The following is a 22120-nucleotide window of genomic DNA, read 5'->3' on the forward strand; positions in this document are numbered from 1 at the left end:
TCCGGTCGGCCGCCGACCGCCGCGGCGAGCGCTCCCGCTCGACGAGTGCAACTAGTCTCGGATCATGCCTCAGCGCCGGTCCCATGTCGCCCCGTCCGCCGCGCAGAGCGAGCTCGCCGAGGCGCTGGCCGCCCTGCGCGCGTCGCTGGACGCCCCGACGGAGTTCTCCCCCGAGGCGCTGGCCGAGGCGTCCTCGGTGCAGCCGGATGCACCGGAGCTCGATCTGCGCGATGTGCCGTTCGCGACCCTGGACCCGCCCGGCTCGAAGGATCTCGACCAGGCCTTCGAGCTCTCCCGTCTCGGGGACGGATTCCAGGTGCGGTACGCGATCGCCGACGTCCCGTCGTTCGTCGCCCCGGGCGGTGCTCTGGACGCCGCCGCTCGCGAACGCGGGCAGACCCTGTACGCCGCGGACGGCTCGATCCCGCTGCACCCGAGGGGGCTCAGCGAGGATCGCGCATCGCTGCTGCCGGGTGTGGAGCGTCCGGCGCTCGTGTGGACCTTCGCTCTCTCCGGGGACGGGGCGGTGGAAGGCTTCCGGCTGGAGCGGGCGCTGATCCGCTCCCGCGCGCAGCTGGAGTACGCCGCCGTGCAGCGTGCGTTGGATGCCGGAGAGGAATCGCCCGCCGCCCTGCTGCGCGAGATCGGCGAGCTGCGCCTGGAGCAGGAGCGGATCCGAGGCGGGGCGAGCCTGAATCTGCCGGACGAGGAGGTCGTCCGCTCCCCCGGAGGAGATTATGCGATCGAGCGCCGGAGCCCTCTGCCGGTGGAGGAGTGGAACGCCCAGTTGTCCCTCATGACCGGCATGGCGGCGGCATCGCTCATGCTCGAGGCGAAGGTGGGCGTGCTGCGCACGATGCCGCAGCCGGACGAGAAGGCGTTCGCCGCGTTCCGCCGACAGACCGAGGCGCTCGGAAGGCCGTGGGCATCCGGCCGTTACGGCGACTATCTGAGAGGGCTGGACCGCACCGATCCTCTGACGCTGCCCGTGCTGGAGGCGGCGGCGACGCTCTTCCGTGGCGCAGGCTATGTCGTCTTCGACGGCACGGTGCCCGAGGAGACCGAGCAGGCCGCGATCGCCGGGCCGTATGCGCACGCCACCGCTCCCCTGCGCCGCCTCGTCGACCGATGGGCGCTCGCGATCTGCCTCGCGGTGTCGAACGGTGAGGAGGCGCCCGGCTGGGCGCGGGACTCTCTCGGCGAGCTGCCAGGGCTCATGCAGTCGTCCGGACAGCGGGCCTCGCAGCTGAACGCGGCGACGATCGACGCCGTGGAGGCGGCGCTGCTGTCGCCGAGGGTGGGCACGAGGCTGGACGCCTCGGTCATCGCTGTGCGCGACAACGGCCGCGCGACGGTGCAGATCGCGGATCCCGCGGTGACGGCCTCCGCACCCCTGCCCGCAGGGGCGAGACCCGGCGATGTCGTCTCCCTGCTGCTGGTTCGGGCGGAGATCGCGAAGGGCGAGCTGGAGTTCGCGGTGTGAGCGGGTGGGATGCGCGGCTGAGTCCTGCGCAGCGGGAATGGGCCGCCGCCCGCCTTCCGGATGCCTCACTGGTCGAGGACATGTCCTGGGGCCTCGTGGAATCGATCGTGCTGCACGTGCGCACCTCGCAGGGCGATGCGGTCGTGAAGGCGGGCGATGCGAGCAACCACCACGTCGGCAGGGAGATCTCGGCGCATCCGATGTACACGGCGGGGCTGATCGCGACGGGGCATGCCGCCCGGCTCATCGATGCCGAGCCCGCGCTGCGCGTGATGATCCTCGATCATCTTCCCGGAATCCTCGTAGAGGGGACGGATGCCGAGCTGCGCGAGGACACGCACCGTCAGGCCGGGGAGCTGCTGCGGCGGCTGCATGCTGAGTCCGCACGGGAGGACGACGACTACGAGGCGCGCACGACCGCGCGAGCGCTGTCCTGGTTCGAGACGCCGAATCGCGTGGACCCCGCGATGGCGCGGGAGGCGCGGCGCATCCTGGAGACGACGCCGTCGCGCACGGCGCGCGCCGTGCCGACCCACGGCGATTGGCAGCCCCGCAACTGGCTCATCGACGAGGGCATCGTGCGCGTGATCGACTTCGGACGCTTCGCCTTCCGGCCCGCAGCGACGGACCTGACCAGGCTGGCGGCGCAGCAGTGGCGCAGCCGACCCGAGCTCGAGGCGGCCTTCTTCGAAGGGTATGGCCCGGATCCGCGGGATCCCGCCCAGTGGCGCCTGGAGGCGCTCAAGGAGGCGATCGGCACGGCCTGCTGGGCCTTCCAGGTGGGCGACGAGGAGTTCGAGGCGCAGGGGCACCGGATGCTGGCGGAGGCGTTGGCGGCGTTCTGAGGCCGCGTCAGAGCGCGAGGGCAGCGATCCAGGGATGCCCGGGGTGCGCGAGCTCCATGGCCTCGCGCAGCCACTCTCGCGCAACGGTGTCGAGCAACGGCGCCGCGGAGTCGAAGTCCTGCCGGTCCTGCGGGCGGAGCCCCGGCGCCTTGTGGAGGAGCTGGACCTCGGGCCGGAGCCACCGCAGCCCTTCGTGATCCCAGAGGATCTCGTCCACGGGAAGAGCGATGCGAGAATCCCGCTTATAGGTCCAGACGTCATCGACGATGTCCATCAGGATGACGTCGTACTCCCATGGAGCGGCTCCGTCCCGGCGGAGCCAGAGATTGCTGCAGGTGGACGGCTGCTGTGCGCGGGAACCGATCAGAGGTGTCAACGTGCCCTTGTCCGCCGCCCAGACGTCGAACAGACCCATGGTCTGGGCCTGCAGCAGGGCGACGTCCGCACGCGGGATGCTCGGATCGATGTCACCGTGAGGGCGGTGGATCCCCGTGAACGCCTCGATCGCCCAGCCGCCGGCGATCCACCATGGACCGGGGTAGCCGCGGAAGAAGGCGGCGACGTCCCGAGGGGATCTCGGCCGCCAGGGACCGTAGAGACGTACCAGCTCGGCATGCTCCATGCCGGTCGACACTACCGCCTGCATCATGCCCCCGTTCTCGAGCCGCGGGCACCGCAATACCCCGGGGGATGCCGTTCAGGACGTCGCAGGCGCATCTCCCGACGATGTCGCGCCGGAGTACTGAGCCGAGACGGGGCACTCCGGCGCCCCTGCGACGTCAAGGCTCGTCCATGCCGGCTCAGTTCGGTACTTCGGTGGGCTCATAGAGGTACCGAAGTGAGCCGGCGCCTGCTGCTCGACAGGGGCGATGCCTCCGCGACCGGGTTTCCCCGTCATACCCCAGGAGGCGACGGCGTCGCGACCGTCGTCATGACCAGTAGCTGCGGATCGGCGAGATCCAGCGTCACCGTGATCGCCGAGAACTCCGAGAGCGAGGACGCATGAGTACCGCCGCAGAGGATCTCCGCATTCCCCTCGGGCAGCTCGCACTGCCACATCCTGCGGTCCACGATCGTCGGACCCTCCGTGACGATGCGGCTGGGAGCGCCGAAGGCGACCCACTCCGCGAGTCGGGCGTTGATCGCGGCTTCCCGCTCGCCGAGCGTCGTCGCGAACGTCTCCGAGTCGAAGCCCGCTCGCCGAAGGCTCTTGCCGAGCCGATAGTCGTCGACGCTCCTGTCGGCGGAGATACGACTCGACTGATTCGCACGCCCCTCGAAGTCCGGATTGCCCAGAGCATCCGATCCTGGATCCTTGCGCCACAGCTCGGCGACGGCGAGGTCGAGCGCCAGGGACGCCAGATGGCAGGCGGTGTGCCCGCGGCTGAGCCCGGCACGACGCTCCTCATCGACGGCGAGCTCGGCCTCGGCCCCTTCGACCAGGCTCGCGGGCACGACGTCCCCGATCAGATGGCCGACCAGCCACGTCCAGCCCTCCGCGCCTCTCTTGACCGGGATCTCCGATCCCACCGCCAGGACGCCCTCGTCGGAGACCGCGGCCATCACAGCCTCGACGACCGGAACCTCGGTTCCGCCGACGCGGATGACTCCGCTGTCCCCGGGCTGATCCGGCCAGGTGTGATCCACCGGGTGGAAGGGTGTCTCGTCGACGACGACCACCGTGCCGTCCGGTGTCCTTCCGATGCGCGTGATGGTCCCGTGTCCGGAGATCTCGCCCGACGCGAACGTGACCTTCGTCGCCCCCATCAGTGATTCGGGGGGATCGTGAAGCTCGCCAGCTTGTCGCCCGCGACGATGAAGATGCCGTCGGACTCGCCGTTGAACACGCTGCTGGTCCAGCCGAACCGGATACGGGTCGTGTCACCCGAGGTCTCGGCGGACAGCACCGTCATCCGGGCTCCGGCGCCGATCGCGTCGGTGGCCGCCCAATCGCGGACGCCTTCCGGACCGACCTTGACGGTGCCCCAATCGCTGACGAACCCCTCAGGAGCGAACGCGGCGACGAATGCCTCGGTGTCGGCACGGTTGATCGCATCGACGAGCGCCTGGACCGGCGCGGGCAGGGGGATGTCGGGCATGGTGTCTCCTTCTCAGTCCGTCTCGTACTCGCCGACGACGCCGACGCGCACGGTGATCTCGGGGATCGTGAGCTCCTCCTGCTGCCCACCGGCAGCTCCGCGAAGTCCCGCGGGAGCATGACCGCCGGATTCGGCGATCCGCACGACTGCCGTCACCGTCGCGCCGAGCGCCGCGGCGAAATCGTCGGCCTTCGCCCGCGCGTCCCGCACGGCCGCAGCACGCAGCTCCTTCGTGACCCGGAGCTTGGTCGCCTCCGTCAACGCCCAATCAGTCGACATGGTGGCCCCGAGACCGCCCAGCTCCGCGACGAGGTCGGCGACCAGCTCGAGCCGGCCGAGCTTGATCCGGATGGTCCCGCTCGTGACGTGATCCTGATGCTTCTTGCCGTCCTTGTCCGTCCACGTCCGGATGCTCGTGACCAGCGGGTCGACCGAGTGCCACGTCGCCGCGCCCTCCTGACGCAGCTGCGCGGCGCGCTGAGCGATCCGCGCATGCAGCGCCGTGCCCTGGGCCATCGAGGAGGCGCGGTCGCGGTGGGCGATCGCCACGCGGGCCGTCAGGGTTGCCCGCTCTGCCCGCAGGTGCCGCTCCCCCAGCCCGTCGACGGCGATGATCGTCATCGTCGGATCACGCCGTGACGACCTGCGCGGTGCCGAGCGGAGCGTCCGGCCCCATCTCGTCGGCGATGCGGTTCGCCTCCTCGATCAGCGTGGCGACGATGTCCTCCTCGGGGACGGTCTTGATGACCTCGCCCTTCACGAAGATCTGTCCCTTGCCGTTGCCGCTGGCGACGCCGAGGTCGGCCTCGCGCGCCTCACCGGGGCCGTTGACGACGCAGCCCATGACGGCGACGCGCAGCGGCACCGTCATGTCCTTGAGCCCCTCGGTGACGTTCTCGGCGAGGGTGTAGACGTCGACCTGGGCGCGGCCGCAGGACGGGCACGACACGATCTCCAGCGTGCGCTCGCGCAGGTTCAGCGACTGCAGGATCTGGTGGCCGACCTTGACCTCCTCAGCGGGCGGAGCGGACAGCGAGACGCGGATCGTGTCCCCGATCCCCTCCGACAGCAGGATGCCGAAGGCGGTGGCCGACTTGATCGTGCCCTGGAACGCGGGGCCTGCCTCCGTCACTCCCAGATGCAGCGGCCAGTCACCCCGCTCGGCGAGCTGACGATACGCCTTCACCATCACGATGGGGTCGTTGTGCTTGACCGAGATCTTGAAGTCGTGGAAGTCGTGCTCCTCGAACAGCGACGCCTCCCACACGGCGCTCTCCACGAGCGCCTCCGGGGTGGCCTTGCCGTACTTCTCGAGCAGGCGCCGATCGAGCGACCCGGCGTTCACGCCGATGCGCAGGGACACGCCGGCATCCTGTGCGGCCTTCGCGATCGCGCCGACCTGATCGTCGAACTTGCGGATGTTCCCCGGGTTGACGCGCACGGCGGCGCACCCTGCGTCGATGGCCTGGAACACGTACTTCGGCTGGAAGTGGATGTCGGCGATGACCGGGATCTGGCTCTTCTTCGCGATGATGTGCAGCACGTCCGCATCGTCCTGGGATGGCACCGCGACGCGGACGATCTCGCAGCCGGATGCCGTGAGCTCGGCGATCTGCTGAAGGGTCCCGTTGATGTCGGTCGTCTTCGTCGTCGTCATGGACTGGACGCTGACGGGAGCGTCGCCGCCGACGAGGACCTTGCCGACCCGGATCTGCCGGGACTTGCGGCGGGGGCTCAGGACTTCGGGGACACGCGGCATCCCAAGATTGACTGCAGGCACGCTTCAAGATTACGCCGCCGACACGCGGTGAGGCTGGATGTGCGCAGTGTGATAGTTTCGGCGCATGTGCATCAGCTGGTGGCCCGCCTCCTAGGCGGTGTCTTCGCGTTCGCACGAATCCAGACCGCCTCCGGGGCGGTCTTTTCCTTGAGCCGAGCCGGATGCCCGATCCTCAGGAGATTTCGATGATCACAAAGCTCGCCGAGCTCACCGCCGACCCGAGCGCGTCCTTCGTGCTCATCGCGCGGGACGGCGCCGAGAGCGTCGAACTGCTCACCGGTGGGATCGTGGACGTCGATCTGCTCGCCGACATCCCTCTGGCCGCGGGCGGACGCCCCCAAGAGGTCTTCGCACTCGTCCCGTACCGCCAGGTGCGCGAGCGCGGGTTCGAGGCTCAGGACGACGGCACGCCGCTGCGCTGCCTTCTCGTCGACGCTCATGAGCGCATCGCCGCCGCGGATCTCATCGCCGCGCTCCCGAGCGAGACCGTGCCTCTGCACGATGCCGGCTTCGACATCTCCGACGACGACTACGCGGCGACCGTCGAGAGGGTGATCGCCGACGAGATCGGCCGGGGCGAAGGAGCCAACTTCGTCATCCGCCGCGACTACACGGCCCGTTTCGACGGCGACGACCGCACGGCGGCGCTGACCTGGTTCCGGGCGCTCCTGGAGCACGAGCGCGGCGCGTACTGGACGTTCGCCGTCGTCACCCCCGGGCACATCGCCGTCGGCGCGAGTCCGGAGGCGCACGTCGTCGCGCAGGACGGCATCGTCACCATGAACCCGATCTCGGGCACGTTCCGGCATCCGTCCGGCGGCGCCACCAAGGAGACGCTGGTGGACTTCCTCTCCTCCACGAAGGAGACCGAGGAGCTCTTCATGGTGGTCGACGAGGAGCTCAAGATGATGAGCGCCGTCTGCTCGGACGGCGGCCGCATCACGGGTCCGCACCTCAAGCAGATGTCCCGGCTGACCCACACCGAGTACATGCTCCGCGGATCCAGCCGGCTCGATCCGCGCGACATCCTGCGCGAGACGATGTTCGCGCCGACGGTGACCGGATCGCCGATGCAGAACGCCTGCTCCGTGATCCGCCGTCATGAGCGGAGGCCGCGCGGCTACTACTCCGGCGTCGCCGCCCTCTTCACGCCGAACGATCACGGCGGTCATGACCTCGACGCCCCGATCCTCATCCGCACCGTCTACGTCGGCGACGGTGCTCTGCGCGTCCCTGTCGGCGCGACCCTCGTGCGGCACTCCGACCCGCACGGCGAGGTCAGCGAGACGCACGGCAAGGCGGCGGGCGTCCTCGGGGCGATCGGTGCGATCGACCGGGAGACGACGCCGGTGACGGATGCCGACGCCCCGGCGCCCGCGGCGGACCTCGCCGCCGACCCTGACGTCGCCGACCTCCTGGCCTCACGCAATGCACGACTGGCCGAGTTCTGGCTGGACCCGCAGTCCGACGGCTCGCTCGGCCCCTTCTCCGGGCGCTCGGCCCTCGTCGTCGACGCCGAGGACCGGTTCACGACGATGCTCGCGCATCAACTGCGCCACCTGGGCCTCGATGTCCGCATCCTTCCCTGGAACGAGGCGCAGGATGCAGACGCCGACGCCGCCGACGTGGTCATCGCGGGCCCTGGTCCGGGCGATCCGCGCGACGAGACGAGCCCGCGCATCGCGCGCATGCGCGGACTCGTCGCCCGTCGCCTCGAACAGGGGCGCCCGCTCGTCGCGGTGTGCCTGAGCCATCAGATCCTCGCCGACCGGATCGGCATCGCGCTCACGGCGCTGGACAGCCCGCATCAGGGGCTGCAGAAGACCGTCCCGGTGTTCGGGGAGGACGCCTCGATCGGCTTCTACAACACCTTCACCGCCCGGGTGCCCGCCGGGACGACCCTGATCGGCGACATCGAGATCTCGGCGGATGCCTCCACCGGCGACGTGTACGCGCTGCGCGGTCCGCGTGTGGCGAGCGTGCAGGGACACCTCGAGTCGATCCTCTCCCGCGACGGCATCCGGACGCTGGAGCGCCTCGTCGCCCACGCCCTGGCCTGACAACGTCACCCGCCGGTTCGTCGAAGCACCCCCGGAAGCTGCGTATCGACTCGGGCGCTGCGCGTCCTCGCTCGACGAACGGAAGAATACCCGCCCCGCCGGCAAAGCCCGCCTATCCCGCCCGGTGAACGAGCCGAAGGCGCGTCGAAACCCCCACCGCTAAGCGTCCTCGCCCAACGAACGGAAGAACACCCGCCCCACTTCCCCGCTCGTTGAGCGAGCCGAAGGCGAGTCGAAACGCCCCACCGCTGAGCGTCCTCGCCCAACGAACGGAAGAACACCCGCCCCGCTGGCGGCCCCACTTCCCCGCTCGTTGAGCGAGCCGAAGGCGAGTCGAAACGCCCCACCGCTGAGCCCTCCGGCCGCTCAGCCGCCGAAGACGTCGACCGGGTTGAACAGGTCCGCGATGAGGAGCAGCGCGCCCATCGCGATGAGCAGCGTCGCCACGACGACTGTGAGCGGCACGAGACGGGTCGCATCGACCGGCGCGGGGGGCGGACGGCGGAAGATCTTCGCCCAGGCGCGACGAAGACCGTCCCACAGCGCGACGACGATGTGACCGCCGTCCAGCGGGAGCAACGGGATCAGGTTGAAGACGAACAGCGCGACGTTGAGCGAGCCCAGCAGATTCAACAGCACCACGAAACGGTTCAGCACCGGCGCATCCGTCGCCGCGACCTCGCCGGCGATCCGGCCGACGCCGACGACGCTGAGCGGTCCGTCCGGGTCGCGCTCACCGCCCGTGAAGGTCGAAACGGCGACGTCCCACAGACGCACCGGCAGGGTCGCGATCATGCTCGTCACGCGACCGGCCGTGTACATCGTCTGCTCGAAGCCGGTCCCGATCGGCTGCGGCACGAAGCCCATCTGGGACGCCATGCCGACATAGCCGACCTCGGCGACCCGCTCCTCGCCCTCCTCGTCGACGAGCGGCCGGCCGGAGGCGTCCGTCAGCGTCCTCTCCGCGGAGATCGGCGTGATCGCGAGGGTGACGTCCTCGCCGTCGCGCCGCACGACCAGGGCCAGCGTCTCGCCGGCGGAGGCCTGCACGATCTCGGTCGCCTCGGCGAAGGTCGACACCGCGGTGCCGTCGATGGAGACCAGCACGTCTCCGGGGAGGACCCCCGCCTCCGCGGCAGGGGTCGGCGGGTCGCCCGCCTCGCACTCGGTCTGCGTCGTTCCGGCGGGCAGCACGCACTGATTGACGGAGGCGATCGTCGTGGTCCCCTGCTGCAGGCCGATCCCCGACGCGAGCACGGTGAAGATCAGGATGCCGAGGACGAGGTTCATCACGGGCCCGCCGAGCATCACGATGACGCGCTTGTAGACCGGCAGCCGGTAGAAGACGCGATCTTCATCGCCCTCCGCGATCGTCTCGTCGTTCGCGGAGCGGGCGTCCTGGACGAGAGCGCGGAACACCCCTCGCGCCGGCCTCCCCGACGACGATGCGGGATACATCCCGGACATCGAGATGAAGCCGCCGACGGGGAGCGCCTTGAAGCCGTACTCGGTCTCGCCGATGCGCTTCGACCAGAGGCGCGGCCCGAAGCCGATCATGTACTGCCCGACGCGCACGCCGAACAGCTTCGCCGGGAGGAGGTGACCGATCTCATGCAGCCCGATCGAGACGCCGAGGCCGACGAGCATGAACAGGATGCCGGCCACGTAGAGCAGGATTTCCACCAGATCACCGTACTGGCTCGGAGCGAGGAATCCGCTGAATAGACTTGTGCCGTGACCACCAGGCAGCTCAGACTCCTCCGCGCTGCCGCCGCGTCCTCCTCCGCGACGATCCTGGCCGCCGTCTCGCACACGGTCGGCGGGGGGATGCCTCCGCATCCGCTGCTCGTCGTCGCGGTGTCCGTCCTGCTGGTCCCCCTCGCGGCCGCACTGATCGGCCGCCGCCCTTCGCCCGCCCGCACGGCGGTGACCGTGGTGCTCGCGCAGCTCGTCTTCCACGTGCTCTTCCACGTGCTCGGCGCCACGATGACGACGACCGCCGCCCCTCCGCACAGTCACGAGCTCGTGCTCGGCCCCGTCGTCGCGACCGCCCTGCCCGATGCGCCGATGCTCCTCTCGCATCTCTGCGCCGCCGCCCTCACCGCCGTCCTGCTCTGGCACGGCGAGCGGATGCTGCGCGGCGTCGGCGCGTGGGTGCAGGCCCGCCTGCTGCGGCTGCTGCCGGCGGTCCCCGCGCGTCACGACGTGCCCGGCATCCCGGCATCGCCCGTCCTGACCGTCACACTCGCTCCGCTCGGCCCCGCAGTCTCCCGGCGAGGACCTCCCTCCGTCTGAATCCGGACGCACCCCATCGGGCAGCCGGTGCTCGTGCGCCCTGCCGTCGCGCGTCCGCGCGAACGCAGATCATCGGACGACCGCACATCCGCGGCGCCTGCACATCAGGATTCAGGAGAACAATCATGTCCCGCACCACCCAGAACCTTCGCCGAACGGCCATCGCCGCAGTCCTCGGCACCGGACTCGCCCTCGCCGTTCCCGCGCTCGCCTCGGCGCACGTCGGCGTCAGTCCCGATGCCCTCGAACCGGACGCCGCGACCGTCCTGACCTTCTCCTTCACTCACGGCTGCGAGGAGTCCCCGACCACAGCCCTGCGCATCACCATGCCGGAGGGTCTCGCCTCGGTCTCCCCCACCGCCGACGGGGATTGGGACATCGCCGTCGAGCGGAGCGCGGAGGACGGCCTGGTGACCGCCGTCACCTACACGGCCGTCTCTCCTGTCGAGAGCGGACTGCGCGGCGCCGTCAGCATGCAGGTCAGCCCGATCGAGGACGCGCCGGACTCGTTCGCCTTCCCCGTCGAGCAGCAGTGCGAGACGGGTGTGAACGAGTGGACCGAGATCGCCGAGGACGGTCAGGACCCGCACGAGCTGGATTCGCCGGCCCCGGTCGTGAGCCTGGCCGCTGCCTCGACATCGACGGATGCCGGGCACGATGAGCAGGAGGCATCCGACGGCGCTGCGAACGATGCCTCGGCCGACGCTTCGACGAGCGAGCCGGTCCTGCCCGTCGCGCTCGGCGCGGGCGGCCTGGTCGCCGGCATCGCGGCGCTGGCGGTCGCGATCCTGGCATACCGCCGCCGCGCCTGAGCTGCGCGGAGGGAGGCGTGCTCGCCTCCCTCCGCGCAGCCGGCTGCTGTCGGCAGCGTGCCGAACTCCTGAAGAATCTGCGGATGCCGTCCCCGTAACAGCCATAGGCGCATCCGCTCTTCCGACCTGCAGGAGTTCGGCACCGCCCGCCTCGACGTATGTCGAGGCGGGCACGTGAGAAACTGGTCTCGCCATGAGCACCGCACCTCTTCCTCCCGTCCTCAGACCGGACGAGCCGCCCCGACGTCTCCTCGCAGAACTCGCCGAGCGCTTCGGACTGGACGTGCAGGGCGAGCCGGACGGGGTGGTCGTCCGCGGGATCACCCTCGCCACCGCCGATCTGCGAGCCGGGGAGATCTTCACCGGCATCCGCGGAGCGCGGCGGCACGGCGCGGAGTTCGCGCAGGACGCCGCGGAGAAGGGCGCCGTGGCCATCCTCACGGACGTCGCCGGGTCCGAGATCGCGCGCGCCACGGGCCTTCCCCTGCTCGTGACCGAGGACCCGCGCGCCGTTCTCGGCGGGATCAGCGCCTGGCTGTACGGCACGGATGCCGATCTCCCGGTGCTGTTCGGCACCACGGGCACGAACGGCAAGACGAGCGTCTCGCACATCCTCGAGGGCCTCCTCCGCCAGCTGGGCGTCATCACCGGTCTCAGCTCGACGGCGGAGCGGCACATCGCGGGCCGGACGATCGTGTCGCGGCTGACCACGCCGGAGTCGTCGGAGCTGCACGCGCTGCTCGCCCTCATGCGCGAGCGGCACGTCGAGGCCGTCGCGGTCGAGGTGAGCGCCCAGGCACTGTCACGCCACCGCGTGGACGGCCTCGTCTTCGACGTCGCGGGCTTCACGAACCTCACCCATGACCACCTCGACGACTACGGGGACCTCGAGACCTACTTCGAGGCGAAGCTGGCGCTGTTCCGTCCCGACCGCGCACGGCGCGGCGTCGTGTGCGTGGACACCGCTTCCGGCTGGAACGTCGTGCGCCGCTCGGAGATACCCGTCGTCACTGTCGGCGCACCGCAGCTGGCGGCCGATCCGGATGCCGCGGCGGGCGCCGATTGGACGGTGCGCATCCTCTCCGAGGATCAGCGGGGAACCCGATTCGCCGTCCGCTCCCCCGAGGGGGCGGAGGCCACGACCTCGATCGGTGTGATCGGTCCGCACATGGCAGCCAATGCCGGTCTCGCGATCGCGATGCTGGTGGAGGGCGGATACGCCTTCGAGGACATCGCCGTCGCCCTGGAGCGCGATGGACGCCTCGACGCGAATCTGCCGGGCCGCACCGAACTCGTGTCCGGGGAGCGCGGGCCCGCCGTGTACATCGACTTCTCGCACACGCCGGACTCGTTCGAGAAGACCCTGGCCGCGGTGCGGAAGATCACGCCGGGAAAGGTGCTGATGATGTTCGGCGCCTCCGGGAATCGCGACACGCTCAAGCGACCGGCGATGGGGCGCATCGCCGCAGAGGGCGCGGACATCGTCATCGTCACCGACCATCATCCGCGCTACGAGGAGCCTGCGCCGATCCGCGCAGCGCTCCTGGCGGGTGCTCGCAGCGCGGGTTCCGACGCGGAGATCTACGAGCACCCGGCGCCGGAGGATGCGATCCGTGCCGCCGTGGGCATGCTCGGCGACGGCGACGCGATCCTGTGGGCGGGGCCAGGGCACCAGGACTACCGCGAGATCGACGGCGTCCGCACCCCCTTCTCCGCGCGTGAGCTGGCCCGCAGCGCGCTGGCGGATGCCGGGTGGCCGGTCGCCCCGGCACCCCACCCGCACGCTCGCTGAGCGAGGGACGCGTTCCGACTCGCCTCCGGCTCGCTCAACACCCACACCCCGCACGTTGAGCGAGGACGCGCAGCGACCGAGTCGAAACGCCCCGACCGCAAGACCCGTTTCGACTCGCCTCCGGCTCGCTCAACGAACGGAAAGGGGAAGGGCTCGCTCAACGAACGAAAGGGAACCGTCCCGGGCGACCCGCCTCCCGCACGTTGAGCGAGGACGCGGAGCGACCGAGTCGAAACGCACCGTCCGCAAGACCCGTTTCGACTCGCCTCCGGCTCGCTCAACGAACGGAAAGGGGAAGGGCTCGCTCAACGAACGGAAGAGAGAACGGGCTCGCTCAACGAACAAGAAGAGGAAGGAGAAGGAACCCCGCGCCCAGCCCGCACGCTGAACGGAGCTACGCCTCCGCGATGATGCCGTCGGCGCGCTCGCGCGCCCAGCGTTCCGCCTCGCCGAGCGACTCGATGCTCAGCTTCTCCGGCGGCTCGTGCGCATCGACGACGGCCGCGATCGCATCCACGATCCCGAGGAACGGCAGGCGGCCCTCGTGGAAGGCATCCACGGCCTGCTCGTTGGCCGCGTTGTACACCGCCGGATAGGTGGATCCGGCGCGACCGACGCTCTTGGCCAGAGCGACCGCCGGGAAGGCCGTGTCGTCGAGCGGCTCGAACGTCCAGCTGGTCGCCTGCGTCCAGTCCAGCGGGCGACCGACTCCGCCGACACGATCCGGCCAGTCCAGGCCGAGCGAGATCGGCAGCCGCATGTCCGGCGGCGACGCCTGCGCGATCGTGGATCCGTCGATGAACTCGACCATCGAGTGCACGATCGACTGCGGATGAACGACCACCTCGATATCGTCGTAGTCGACGTCGAAGAGCAGATGGGCCTCGATGACCTCGAGCCCCTTGTTGACGAGCGTCGCAGAGTTGGTCGTGACGACGCGGCCCATGTCCCAGGTGGGATGCGCGAGCGCCTGGGCGGGCGTGACGCCCGCGAGCTCATCGCGGGTGCGTCCGCGGAACGGTCCTCCCGACGCCGTCACCACGAGCCTGCGGACCTCGTCCCTGCCTCCGGAGCGCAACGCCTGTGCGAGGGCGGAGTGCTCGGAGTCCACCGGGACGATCTGACCCGGCGCCGCTGCCGCCTTCACCAGCTCGCCACCGACGATCAGCGACTCCTTGTTCGCGAGCGCGAGCGTTCGTCCGCTCTCGAGCGCGGCAAGCGTCGATCCGAGCCCGATCGACCCCGTGATGGCGTTCAGGACCACGTCCGCGTCGACATCGCGCACCAGCTGCTCGGCCGCCGCCGCACCGAGTGCGGTGTGCTCGACCCGGAAGGCGTCGGCCTGCTCCGTCAGCAGCTCCGCGTTCGTTCCTGCCGCGATGCCGACCAGCTCGAATCTGCGCGGATTGGCTCGGATGACGTCGAGAGCCTGAGTGCCGATCGAACCGGTGGAACCGAGGATGATGACGCGACGCATGCTCACAGCCTAGGCCGTGTGCCGGCCGCGTCCCGCGGTCACAGCACGGGGGTGGTTCCCAGGATGTCCACGACGAAGACGAGCGACTCCCCCGCGAGCTCGTTGGAGTCGGACGGCTCGGCCCCGTAGCCGTCGGCCGGGGTCATCGTCACGAGGACTTGGGATCCGACCTTCTGCCCCTCGAGCGCCTTCTGGAAGCCGGTGACGACGCCGGTCGTCTGGAACTGCGCGGGCGCGCCACGGCCCCAGCTGGAGTCGAACTCCTCGCCGTCGCTCCACTTCACGCCGCGGTACTGCACGGTGACGAGGTCGCCCGCGCCGACCGTCGCGCCATCGCCCTGTTCCAGGACGGCGACCTCGGTCTCGGCCGGGGCGTCCGCATCCGGGATCGTGATGGTCGGCGCGCCGTCGTCGTCGAGCTCGACCGTCGGCATCCCCTCGACGGGGGCGACCGCCTCTCCCGTCGCCACGGTGGGCAGGAGATCGATCGTCTCGACGTAGAGGATGCTGGGATTCTGATCCTCACTGGAGGACGGGACGACGAGGACGACATGGGAACCGAGCGGCAGGCACTCCACCGCCGCCGTGAAGGCGAACTCCTGGGTGAGATCGACGTTCTGCTGCTGCGTCGCCCCCGTGCTCAGCAGCGCGGGGAGGATGCCTTCCGGTCCGCGCTCGGACGTCTCGAGGACCTCGGAGGTGGCCGCATCGATGAGCTGATAGCGCAGCGACACGAGATCTCCCCCGTGCAGGTCCTCTCCGTCGCCCTCCTTGATCACCGTGCGCTCCACCTCGGTGACCTCCGTGTCGGCGGGGACCGTGACACTCGCCGTGGCGCCCTCTCCCTCCACCGCGACGGCGTCGGAGCCCGCACCGGAGGGGGCGTCGAACAGGCAGTCGGATGCCGTGGTCGCCTCCGGGGTGCTCGTGCTCTCGGGAGACCCGCTTCCGCTGCAGCCCGCCAGCAGCAGGGTCGCAGCGGCGACGGTGGAGAGCAGGACGATCGGACGAGTGCGCACAGTGATACCTCGCGATAGTGGGCCGGAACCTCCCCATCCTGGCGCATCCGCCTTTGCCCCTGCTGGGAGACACGGCGCCCCACGGCGCGTTCGCATTTCATTCCGGTAACGGAATGCTCGGCGCGCTAACCTGACCTGATGACCGCTGAGCCGTCCGACGCTCCTGAAACCCCGCTCGCAGAGGCTGATCAGCCCCGTCGTGCCGGCTTCACCTACACCCTCGGCCGCGCCGTGATCAGCCCGCTGGCCCGGATGATCTACCGCCCTCGCGTCGAGGGCAAGGACAACGTCCCCCGTTCAGGACCGGTCATCTTCGCGAGCAACCATCTGTCGTTCATCGATTCGATCGCGATCCCCGTGGCGGCACCGCGTCCGGTCCACTTCCTCGCGAAGTCCAGCTACTTCGAGGGCGCCGGCATCACCGGCGCCCTGAGCCGCACGTTCTTCGAGTCGATCGGGGCGATCCCGGTCCGCCGCGGTGCGGGACAGGCCGCGCTCGACGCGCTCGACCAGCAGCGAAGGCTCCTGGACGACGGTCTCGCCGTCGCCCTCTACCCGGAGGGCACCCGGTCCACGGACGGCCGTCTCTACAAGGGCCGCACGGGAGTCGCCTTCCTCGCGCTGCAGACCGGCGCCCCCGTCGTCCCCGTCGGCCTGATCGGCACGGACCGGGTCATGCCGAAGGGTGCGAAGGTGCCCTCGCTGCGCGAGCGCGTCACCGTGAGGTTCGGCACGCCCATCGACGTCTCGCCGCACGGTCCTGCCGCCAGCGGCAGGGCGCGCCGTCTCGCGACGGACGAGATCATGTCCGCGATCCATGCCCTGTCAGGCCAGGAGCTCGCCGATGCCTACAACGAGGCGCCCGCGCAGGGAACGATCGAGAAGATCAAGCAGGCGCTGCCGCACGAACGGCGCTGAGCCGGCTCTCGTCGGCATCCGTTTCAGGCGACCGTCACAGTGGCCTCGTGACGCACGGGGAAGTTCACGGAGTTCGCGATGAAGCACCACGTGTTCGCCTGCGCATGCGCCCGCTCCGCAGCGTCGATCATCGACGCTGCGGCGACGGTGACCTCCGGTCTCAGCAAGACCTCGACGAAGGCGCCTCCTCCCCTGCCGTCCTCGCGCATGAGGCCGGTCGCGGCGTCGCGGTAGGACACGACGACGACGCCGGCCGTCACGCATGCGTGCAGATAGGACAGCAGGTGGCACTCGGAGAGGGCTGCGAGCAGCAGGTCCTCGGGGTTCCATCGAGCAGGGTCGCCGCGGAACGGCCGGTCGGACGAGGCGAGCAGCTCCGGTTTGCCCTCGACCTGCACGACGACATCGCGCGCATAGTCGCGGTAGCCGCTCGTTCCCGTCCCGCGGTTGCCCGTCCAGGTGGTGGTCAGCGCGTAGTGGTGATCGCCCAGGCTCATGGCCCCAGTCTGCCACCGCGGGCGGGAGCGAGTCTTCCGCTGCGGGATAGGCTGAACGGATGCTGGAGACACTCACCCTCGCGGATGCCGTCGAACTCGCCGTCGTGGAGCGGAGCGGTTTCGTCGAGTCCCGGCATGCGGGTGCGGCCGTGGTGCTCTCCCCCGACGGCGAGGTGATCGCACGGCACGGGAACGCGGACGCCCTCATCCTCCCCCGATCGAGCCTGAAGCCGCTGCAGGCGGTCGCCTGCGTCACAGCCGGCGCCGCGCTGGAGGGCGAGCAGCTCGCGCTGTCGACGGCGAGCCATGTCGGAACGGACCGGCACGCCGCAGTGGTGCGCGACATGCTCGTCGAAGGCGGTCTCACCGAGGACGACCTGGCCTGCCCCGCCGCGTGGCCGGGCGATGCTGGTGCGCGGGACGAGCTCGTACGCGAGCACGGAGCGCCGGCACGCATCCGAATGAACTGCTCCGGCAAGCACGCGGCCATGCTGCGCGCCTGCATCGCGACCGGCTGGCCGACGGCCGGCTATCTCGAACCGGAGCATCCGCTGCAGGTGCACATCCGCGAGGTGATCGAACGCCTCACCGGGGAGAAGATCGCGCACACGTCCGTGGACGGGTGCGGTGCGCCGGTCCACGCGATCACGCTCCTCGGCCTCGCCCGCGCGATCCACCGCATCGGCTCGGCGTCCGATCGCTCGCCGTTCGCCCTGCACCGGGTCGCGGGAACGCTCGTCCGCACGGTCCGGGAGCACCCCTGGACGATCGAGGGTCCTGGCCGACCGGACACGATCGCCATCCAGACGCTCGGCGTCTTCGCCAAGGGCGGCGCGGAGGGCGTCATGGTGATGACCGCGCCGAACGGCACCACCATCGCCCTGAAGATGCTCGACGGGTCGGCGCGCGCCTCCACCATCGTCGCGGCGGCGCTGCTGTCCCGTGCCGGCGCGCTGACGGAACAGCAGGTGCAGGATCTCGCGGCCGCGCTCCCCCTCGACGTGCTCGGCGGCGGGCGCGAGGTCGGCCGCATCCGTCCGGGTGCGGGGATCTGACGCCGAGCACGTCTCCCGCCCATCGGCTCCGGTCGAGCTCTGAGCTGTCCGAGGACGGCGGGGCCGCTCCGCGTCGAGGAAGACCGCCGGACGTGCGGACTCGATGCTCATGCGCGCCTCCGTTCCCCCTCCCCGGCGGATGGACCATCGGCGCGCCTGTCGGGGACACGCCTGTCGACCCTGCGGAGTCCGATCCCCTGCTCGAGTCCGGGGAGGACGACTCGCGTCGGCGCTCCCCCGTCGACCACGCTCCAGGCCCTCCCGGCGTGCGTCCGCGCATAGGGCGGCAGCTCACGAGATCCGAGAAGAACCCTCAGCGCAGCCGGGTTCTCCGCGAGCACGAGGACCTCGCCCTCCTTGCGCACGCGTTGCATCAGCGCCCACTCCCGCTGCCAGTCCTCGGCATCCCCGATGAGCGCCGTCCCCGCGGCATCGGGATCGATCCGGGCACCGGATACGCCGTGGACGTCCCACGTCGACAGCTCGGCGCGCAGAGCACCCTGCAGCAGCGCTCCGCCGCCGACCACCCCCACCAGCGGCCGCCGCGGACGCCACGGCGATCGCCTCGCCGGTACGCTCGCCTCGTCCGCCGGCTCCGTCCACGCCACCTGCACTTCTCTGCCCGACAGGTGTCCCCGCCCCGGCGGCCTGGCCGGATCGAAACTCGCCGAGTCGCCGCCGGCGGCGAGATGCTCTCCGCGGGTGGCCGTCCGCAGCAGCAGTCGCCGGGGAAGCGCGTCCATCAGGCGGGTGACCGCTCCGGAGGCGCGACCGAACGCGAGCACGGTCGTCGAGTCCTGCGCCGACCGCAGGAACAGCTCGAGGCGATCGGCGAAGGCGAGCGCGTACTCGCCGGGGAGCGTGGCCAGCATCCGGTCGACGTCGTCGCAGAGCACGAGTTCCGGTCTTCGTGATCCGAGCTCGAGCAGAGCGTCCCACGCGCTCTCCGCGTCGGCCGGGACGACGAAGGCATCCGGATGCTGTCGCCGCAGCGACCGCAGCACGGCGGACTTGCCCGATCCCGGTCCGCCGATCACGCCCATCCCACGATCCTGGCCGGGCTCCAGCACGATGACGGGCTGGCTCTGACGCTCCGGCTCATCGGCGGCGCCGAGCAGCAGGCCGGCACCCGCCGGGCGCGGCATGCGATCCAGCCGCAGCATCGCCGGCAGCGCCGGCAGCCACGGGCTCGGCGGTCGCACGGCCCCGGGCCACCGCGCGGCGACGGCACGCAGACCGTCCTCTCCGGTGAGCGCGACACGGATCGCCGAGGCCGAGACGTCCTTCGGCCTGCGCACGAACGCGATCCCCCGCGCTTCTGCTCCGCCCTCCAGCGCCGCAGCGTCATCCGAGCCGATCACCAGTCTGCTGTCGGCGGCATCGGCGACCCTGAGACTGATCCGCAGCGGGCAGTTCGCCGCCAATGCGTCTCTGATGATCCCCGCAGCTCGCTGCGTGCCGAGGATGAGGTGCATGCCGAGCGCCCTTCCGCGCGCGGCGATGTCCGTGAACACCGCGGCGAGATCAGGATGCTCCTGCAGCAGCGCGGCGAACTCGTCGACGACGATCACGAGGCGAGGCATCCGCACGCCCGGATCGTCGATGTCGCGGGCGCCGGCCTCCGCGAGCACGCGTTCCCGGCGCCTCAGCTCCGCGGTGAGGCTGCGGACGCCCCTCGATGCCTCGCCCTCGTCGAGATCGGTCAGCACGGCGGTGACATGCGGCAGCGTCCGCAGCGGATCGAAGGCGGTGCCGCCCTTGAAGTCGGCGAGGACGAAAGCCACCTCCTCCGGCCCGCGCTGCGCCGCGATCGCGCATACCCAGGTCACCAGCAGCTCGCTCTTGCCTGCGCCGGTCATCCCGGTGACCATCGCATGCGGGCCGTCGCCGACGAGGTCGACGACGAGGTCATCGAGCGCACCTCGCCCGATGACGGCGGAGAGCCCCGTCGCCGGCGGCCCGGACAGATCGGCGAAACGCACCTCCGCCGGCAGCCGCGCCTCCTGCGCGACGTGCCGCGCGCTCTGCAGGGCGATCGCCTCCAGCTGTGCGGCCGACAGGCACTCCACCGCGATCGGCTGCGTCCCCTCGGCGGTGCGCAACGTGGCGGCGAAGGGATCGAGAACGTCGATCACGGCCGTCGCGCCATCCGGTACCGCGCTGCCGGACGGCAGCAGCCACAGCACGGCGTCCGCGGCCGGCGGCGACGCCGGGTCTCGCCCGATCCCCAGTCGGAACGCCGCACGGGAGCTCGTGATCGCATGCGCGAAGTCCCACCCCTCCGGCACGTCGACGAGAGCCAGCCGCGCCGCGGAGAACCGCAGGCACAGCTGCGCGACGAGAGCCCGGAGCACCGCCTCGCCGAGAACCTCTGCTCCGCGAATGCAGAGCCCCCGTCCCAACCGCGCCGTCACCGGCGCATCCGTCAGCACGCCCGCCCGCTGCCTGGCCAGGCGCGCCCGTTCGCCCTCGCCGCCGCTCAGCCGCAATGCGCTCGGCCGGTCCCCTCGACCGACGACGATCAGGGTCGACGGTCCAGGATCCTCATCGTCCCGCAGCGGCTCGGCGACGAGACGGCGCAGCGCATCGGGATGCCGCTGCCAGAGCGACTCCCGTTCCTGTGTGCGACGCTCGGCGATCTCCTCCTCCGCACGTCGCCAGGCGTCATCGGTCTCGACCGACAGCCACCTGCGCTCGCGTCGCCGCAGACGTATGCCGTCGAGCACCGATCCTGCGATCATCAGCGGGCCGAGCAGCGCGAAGCACAGCGCCATCGCGGATCCGGTGACCTGCCAGAGGATCACGCCGGCGGCCACCGGGACGATCGCCGCGACGAACGGGACGGGAGGACGCCGCGGCTCTGCTGGCGCGGGCGGGAGGACGATGGGCTCGGCGGTCATACGAGCCATTCGACACGATCAGCCGAGCCGAGATCGGCTTTCCACAGGCCGCGGAAGCATCACGTGGCTGTGGAGGGCGAGTCGCCGTTCTCCGTCTGCTCCGCCGGCTGCTGATCCGACGGTTGCCGATCGACATGCTCCGGCCGCCTGTCGACGATCTGGACGACGATGAGCGTGACGTTGTCGCGGCCGCCGTTCTCCAGCGCGGCCGCGACCATCGCGTCGACCGCTCCGGCGGGATCCGAATGCTCACGGAGGAAATGCTGGATCCCGTAGTCGGTGAGCTCCTTCGTGAGGCCGTCGGAGCAGATCACGAAGCGATCGCCGTCCTGGATCTCGATGCCCAGGTAATCGGGGGGGAACAGCTCGCTGACGCCGACGGCGCGCGTGATCACGTTGCTGTAGGGATGCCCCTCCGCCTCTTCGGGGCTGAGCCGCCCTGAGGAGATCAGCTCCTGCACGACCGAGTGATCCGTGGTGACCTGGACCAGGCGGTCGCCGCGCAGCAGATAGACGCGGGAGTCCCCGATGTTCAGCGACACCCAGCGCGGCGGGTCCGCTGCGAGATCCAGGTAGACGCCGGTCAGCGTCGTCCCGGTGCCTTCATCGGTGGTCTCGGGATGCGACACGATGTCCTCGACCGCGAGCTCCAGCGCCTTCTCGATCGACTCCGCCGAGACCTCGCCTGCTCCGACCATCGCACGCAGGCGCGTCACGGTGCTCTGACTCGCAACCTCGCCACCGGCGTGACCACCCATGCCGTCGGCGACGACGAACAGCGGATACTCCGCCAGGAAGGCATCCTGGTTGGAGTCCCTTCTGCGCCCTCGATCGGTCGCCCCCGCCCAGCTCAAGGAGAATCGCTCGTCGACGTCGAGCGTCTGCGATGTGGTGTCAGCCACGTGCTTCCTCCGTGCTGCGAGCGGCGGATCGGGCGGCCGCCTGGCTCTCGAACATCGTAGTGGAAGCCGTGCGACCCGGAGCACCCGCACGGCCGGATCGGCGGGGAGAGGGAGAGGGCATGCCTCAACGCTATCGCGTCATGCCCGCCGCACCCGCCCGCATCGCGGACCGGATGCGACGTCCAC

At 70.5% G+C, this 22120-nt stretch carries 19 protein-coding genes; 8 read left to right on the forward strand and 11 right to left on the reverse strand.

Annotated elements, in window-relative coordinates:
• Positions 1-64: 64 nt before the first annotated feature.
• Both ACYVGQ_RS11690 and ACYVGQ_RS11695 read left to right on the forward strand, forming a co-directional pair.
• Entirely contained in the window at positions 65-1483 is a 1419-nt protein-coding gene (locus ACYVGQ_RS11690; RefSeq protein WP_460784780.1) for an RNB domain-containing ribonuclease, read from the forward strand.
• Positions 1480-2328: a phosphotransferase gene (locus ACYVGQ_RS11695; RefSeq protein WP_460784781.1), complete on the forward strand. Its 849-nt coding sequence runs from the start codon at positions 1480-1482 to the stop codon at positions 2326-2328. The genes ACYVGQ_RS11690 and ACYVGQ_RS11695 overlap by 4 nt, the downstream gene beginning before the upstream one ends.
• A gap of 7 nt (positions 2329-2335) precedes the next feature.
• Here the strand turns inward: ACYVGQ_RS11695 and ACYVGQ_RS11700 are convergent, their stop codons facing one another.
• The 5 genes from ACYVGQ_RS11700 to ispG all read right to left on the reverse strand — a co-directional run bounded on the left by ACYVGQ_RS11700 (position 2336) and on the right by ispG (position 6186).
• On the reverse strand, positions 2336-2977 hold the full coding sequence (locus ACYVGQ_RS11700; RefSeq protein ID WP_460784782.1) for a hypothetical protein: 642 nt from the start codon (positions 2975-2977) through the stop codon (positions 2336-2338).
• A 245-nt stretch (positions 2978-3222) separates the two neighbouring features.
• On the reverse strand, positions 3223-4095 hold the full coding sequence (locus ACYVGQ_RS11705; protein WP_460784783.1) for an alanyl-tRNA editing protein: 873 nt from the start codon (positions 4093-4095) through the stop codon (positions 3223-3225).
• Entirely contained in the window at positions 4095-4427 is a 333-nt protein-coding gene (locus tag ACYVGQ_RS11710) for a nuclear transport factor 2 family protein (RefSeq protein ID WP_460784784.1), read from the reverse strand. The genes ACYVGQ_RS11705 and ACYVGQ_RS11710 overlap by 1 nt, the downstream gene beginning before the upstream one ends.
• 12 nt (positions 4428-4439) lie before the next feature.
• Positions 4440-5048, reverse strand: a complete 609-nt coding sequence (locus tag ACYVGQ_RS11715; protein ID WP_460784785.1) for an SIMPL domain-containing protein — start codon at positions 5046-5048, stop codon at positions 4440-4442.
• Positions 5049-5055: 7 nt separating this feature from the next.
• Positions 5056-6186 (reverse strand): flavodoxin-dependent (E)-4-hydroxy-3-methylbut-2-enyl-diphosphate synthase, encoded by a 1131-nt coding sequence (gene ispG / locus ACYVGQ_RS11720; protein ID WP_460784854.1) that lies wholly within the window; start codon positions 6184-6186, stop codon positions 5056-5058.
• Positions 6187-6392: 206 nt separating this feature from the next.
• On the opposite strand from ispG, the gene ACYVGQ_RS11725 reads away from it, so the two are divergent.
• Positions 6393-8267, forward strand: coding sequence for an anthranilate synthase family protein (locus ACYVGQ_RS11725; protein ID WP_460784786.1), 1875 nt, complete (start codon positions 6393-6395; stop codon positions 8265-8267).
• A gap of 366 nt (positions 8268-8633) precedes the next feature.
• On the opposite strand, the gene ACYVGQ_RS11730 is transcribed toward ACYVGQ_RS11725, so the two are convergent.
• Positions 8634-9950: a M50 family metallopeptidase gene (locus ACYVGQ_RS11730; RefSeq protein ID WP_460784787.1), complete on the reverse strand. Its 1317-nt coding sequence runs from the start codon at positions 9948-9950 to the stop codon at positions 8634-8636.
• A 51-nt stretch (positions 9951-10001) separates the two neighbouring features.
• Here ACYVGQ_RS11730 and ACYVGQ_RS11735 point away from each other — a divergent pair, with 51 nt between their 5' ends.
• The 3 genes from ACYVGQ_RS11735 to ACYVGQ_RS11745 all read left to right on the forward strand — a co-directional run bounded on the left by ACYVGQ_RS11735 (position 10002) and on the right by ACYVGQ_RS11745 (position 13166).
• On the forward strand, positions 10002-10562 hold the full coding sequence (locus ACYVGQ_RS11735; RefSeq protein ID WP_460784788.1) for a hypothetical protein: 561 nt from the start codon (positions 10002-10004) through the stop codon (positions 10560-10562).
• Positions 10563-10687: 125 nt separating this feature from the next.
• Complete coding sequence (locus tag ACYVGQ_RS11740) at positions 10688-11374, forward strand: YcnI family copper-binding membrane protein (RefSeq protein ID WP_460784789.1); 687 nt, start codon at positions 10688-10690, stop codon at positions 11372-11374.
• Positions 11375-11567: 193 nt separating this feature from the next.
• The gene (locus ACYVGQ_RS11745) at positions 11568-13166 is read left to right on the forward strand and encodes a Mur ligase family protein (protein ID WP_460784790.1); all 1599 of its coding nucleotides are present in this window, start codon (positions 11568-11570) and stop codon (positions 13164-13166) included.
• 394 nt (positions 13167-13560) lie between these two features.
• On the opposite strand, the gene dxr is transcribed toward ACYVGQ_RS11745, so the two are convergent.
• Both dxr and ACYVGQ_RS11755 read right to left on the reverse strand, forming a co-directional pair.
• Positions 13561-14643, reverse strand: a complete 1083-nt coding sequence (gene dxr, locus ACYVGQ_RS11750; protein ID WP_460784791.1) for a 1-deoxy-D-xylulose-5-phosphate reductoisomerase — start codon at positions 14641-14643, stop codon at positions 13561-13563.
• A gap of 38 nt (positions 14644-14681) precedes the next feature.
• Positions 14682-15662, reverse strand: a complete 981-nt coding sequence (locus ACYVGQ_RS11755) for an FKBP-type peptidyl-prolyl cis-trans isomerase (protein WP_460784792.1) — start codon at positions 15660-15662, stop codon at positions 14682-14684.
• 138 nt (positions 15663-15800) lie between these two features.
• Between ACYVGQ_RS11755 and ACYVGQ_RS11760 the strand changes: the two genes are divergently transcribed.
• Positions 15801-16580 carry a lysophospholipid acyltransferase family protein gene (locus tag ACYVGQ_RS11760; RefSeq protein WP_460784793.1) on the forward strand — a complete coding sequence of 260 codons (780 nt, stop codon included), beginning with the start codon at positions 15801-15803 and terminating at the stop codon, positions 16578-16580.
• Positions 16581-16603: 23 nt separating this feature from the next.
• Here ACYVGQ_RS11760 and ACYVGQ_RS11765 read toward each other — a convergent pair whose 3' ends face one another.
• Entirely contained in the window at positions 16604-17077 is a 474-nt protein-coding gene (locus ACYVGQ_RS11765; protein WP_460784794.1) for an OsmC family protein, read from the reverse strand.
• Positions 17078-17136: 59 nt separating this feature from the next.
• Here ACYVGQ_RS11765 and ACYVGQ_RS11770 point away from each other — a divergent pair, with 59 nt between their 5' ends.
• Complete coding sequence (locus ACYVGQ_RS11770; protein WP_460784795.1) at positions 17137-18132, forward strand: asparaginase; 996 nt, start codon at positions 17137-17139, stop codon at positions 18130-18132.
• A 107-nt stretch (positions 18133-18239) separates the two neighbouring features.
• Here the strand turns inward: ACYVGQ_RS11770 and ACYVGQ_RS11775 are convergent, their stop codons facing one another.
• The gene (locus ACYVGQ_RS11775) at positions 18240-21032 is read right to left on the reverse strand and encodes an FtsK/SpoIIIE domain-containing protein (protein WP_460784796.1); all 2793 of its coding nucleotides are present in this window, start codon (positions 21030-21032) and stop codon (positions 18240-18242) included.
• Between the two features lie 59 nt (positions 21033-21091).
• Positions 21092-21934, reverse strand: a complete 843-nt coding sequence (locus ACYVGQ_RS11780) for a PP2C family protein-serine/threonine phosphatase (RefSeq protein WP_460784797.1) — start codon at positions 21932-21934, stop codon at positions 21092-21094.
• Positions 21935-22120: the final 186 nt, after the last annotated feature.

The organism is Microbacterium tumbae, assembly GCF_054780175.1.

Bases quoted from the DNA above. Each gene is read 5' to 3' on its own strand.
- ACYVGQ_RS11690 (WP_460784780.1), top strand. From the start codon at position 65: ATGCCTCAGCGCCGGTCCCATGTCGCCCCGTCCGCCGCGCAGAGCGAG.
- ACYVGQ_RS11700 (WP_460784782.1), bottom strand. From the start codon at position 2,977: ATGATGCAGGCGGTAGTGTCGACCGGCATGGAGCATGCCGAGCTGGTA.
- ACYVGQ_RS11705 (WP_460784783.1), bottom strand. From the start codon at position 4,095: ATGGGGGCGACGAAGGTCACGTTCGCGTCGGGCGAGATCTCCGGACAC.
- ACYVGQ_RS11710 (WP_460784784.1), bottom strand. From the start codon at position 4,427: ATGCCCGACATCCCCCTGCCCGCGCCGGTCCAGGCGCTCGTCGATGCG.
- ACYVGQ_RS11715 (WP_460784785.1), bottom strand. From the start codon at position 5,048: ATGACGATCATCGCCGTCGACGGGCTGGGGGAGCGGCACCTGCGGGCA.
- ispG (WP_460784854.1), bottom strand. From the start codon at position 6,186: ATGCCGCGTGTCCCCGAAGTCCTGAGCCCCCGCCGCAAGTCCCGGCAG.
- ACYVGQ_RS11725 (WP_460784786.1), top strand. From the start codon at position 6,393: ATGATCACAAAGCTCGCCGAGCTCACCGCCGACCCGAGCGCGTCCTTC.
- ACYVGQ_RS11740 (WP_460784789.1), top strand. From the start codon at position 10,688: ATGTCCCGCACCACCCAGAACCTTCGCCGAACGGCCATCGCCGCAGTC.
- ACYVGQ_RS11745 (WP_460784790.1), top strand. From the start codon at position 11,568: ATGAGCACCGCACCTCTTCCTCCCGTCCTCAGACCGGACGAGCCGCCC.
- dxr (WP_460784791.1), bottom strand. From the start codon at position 14,643: ATGCGTCGCGTCATCATCCTCGGTTCCACCGGTTCGATCGGCACTCAG.
- ACYVGQ_RS11760 (WP_460784793.1), top strand. From the start codon at position 15,801: ATGACCGCTGAGCCGTCCGACGCTCCTGAAACCCCGCTCGCAGAGGCT.
- ACYVGQ_RS11765 (WP_460784794.1), bottom strand. From the start codon at position 17,077: ATGAGCCTGGGCGATCACCACTACGCGCTGACCACCACCTGGACGGGC.
- ACYVGQ_RS11770 (WP_460784795.1), top strand. From the start codon at position 17,137: ATGCTGGAGACACTCACCCTCGCGGATGCCGTCGAACTCGCCGTCGTG.
- ACYVGQ_RS11775 (WP_460784796.1), bottom strand. From the start codon at position 21,032: ATGACCGCCGAGCCCATCGTCCTCCCGCCCGCGCCAGCAGAGCCGCGG.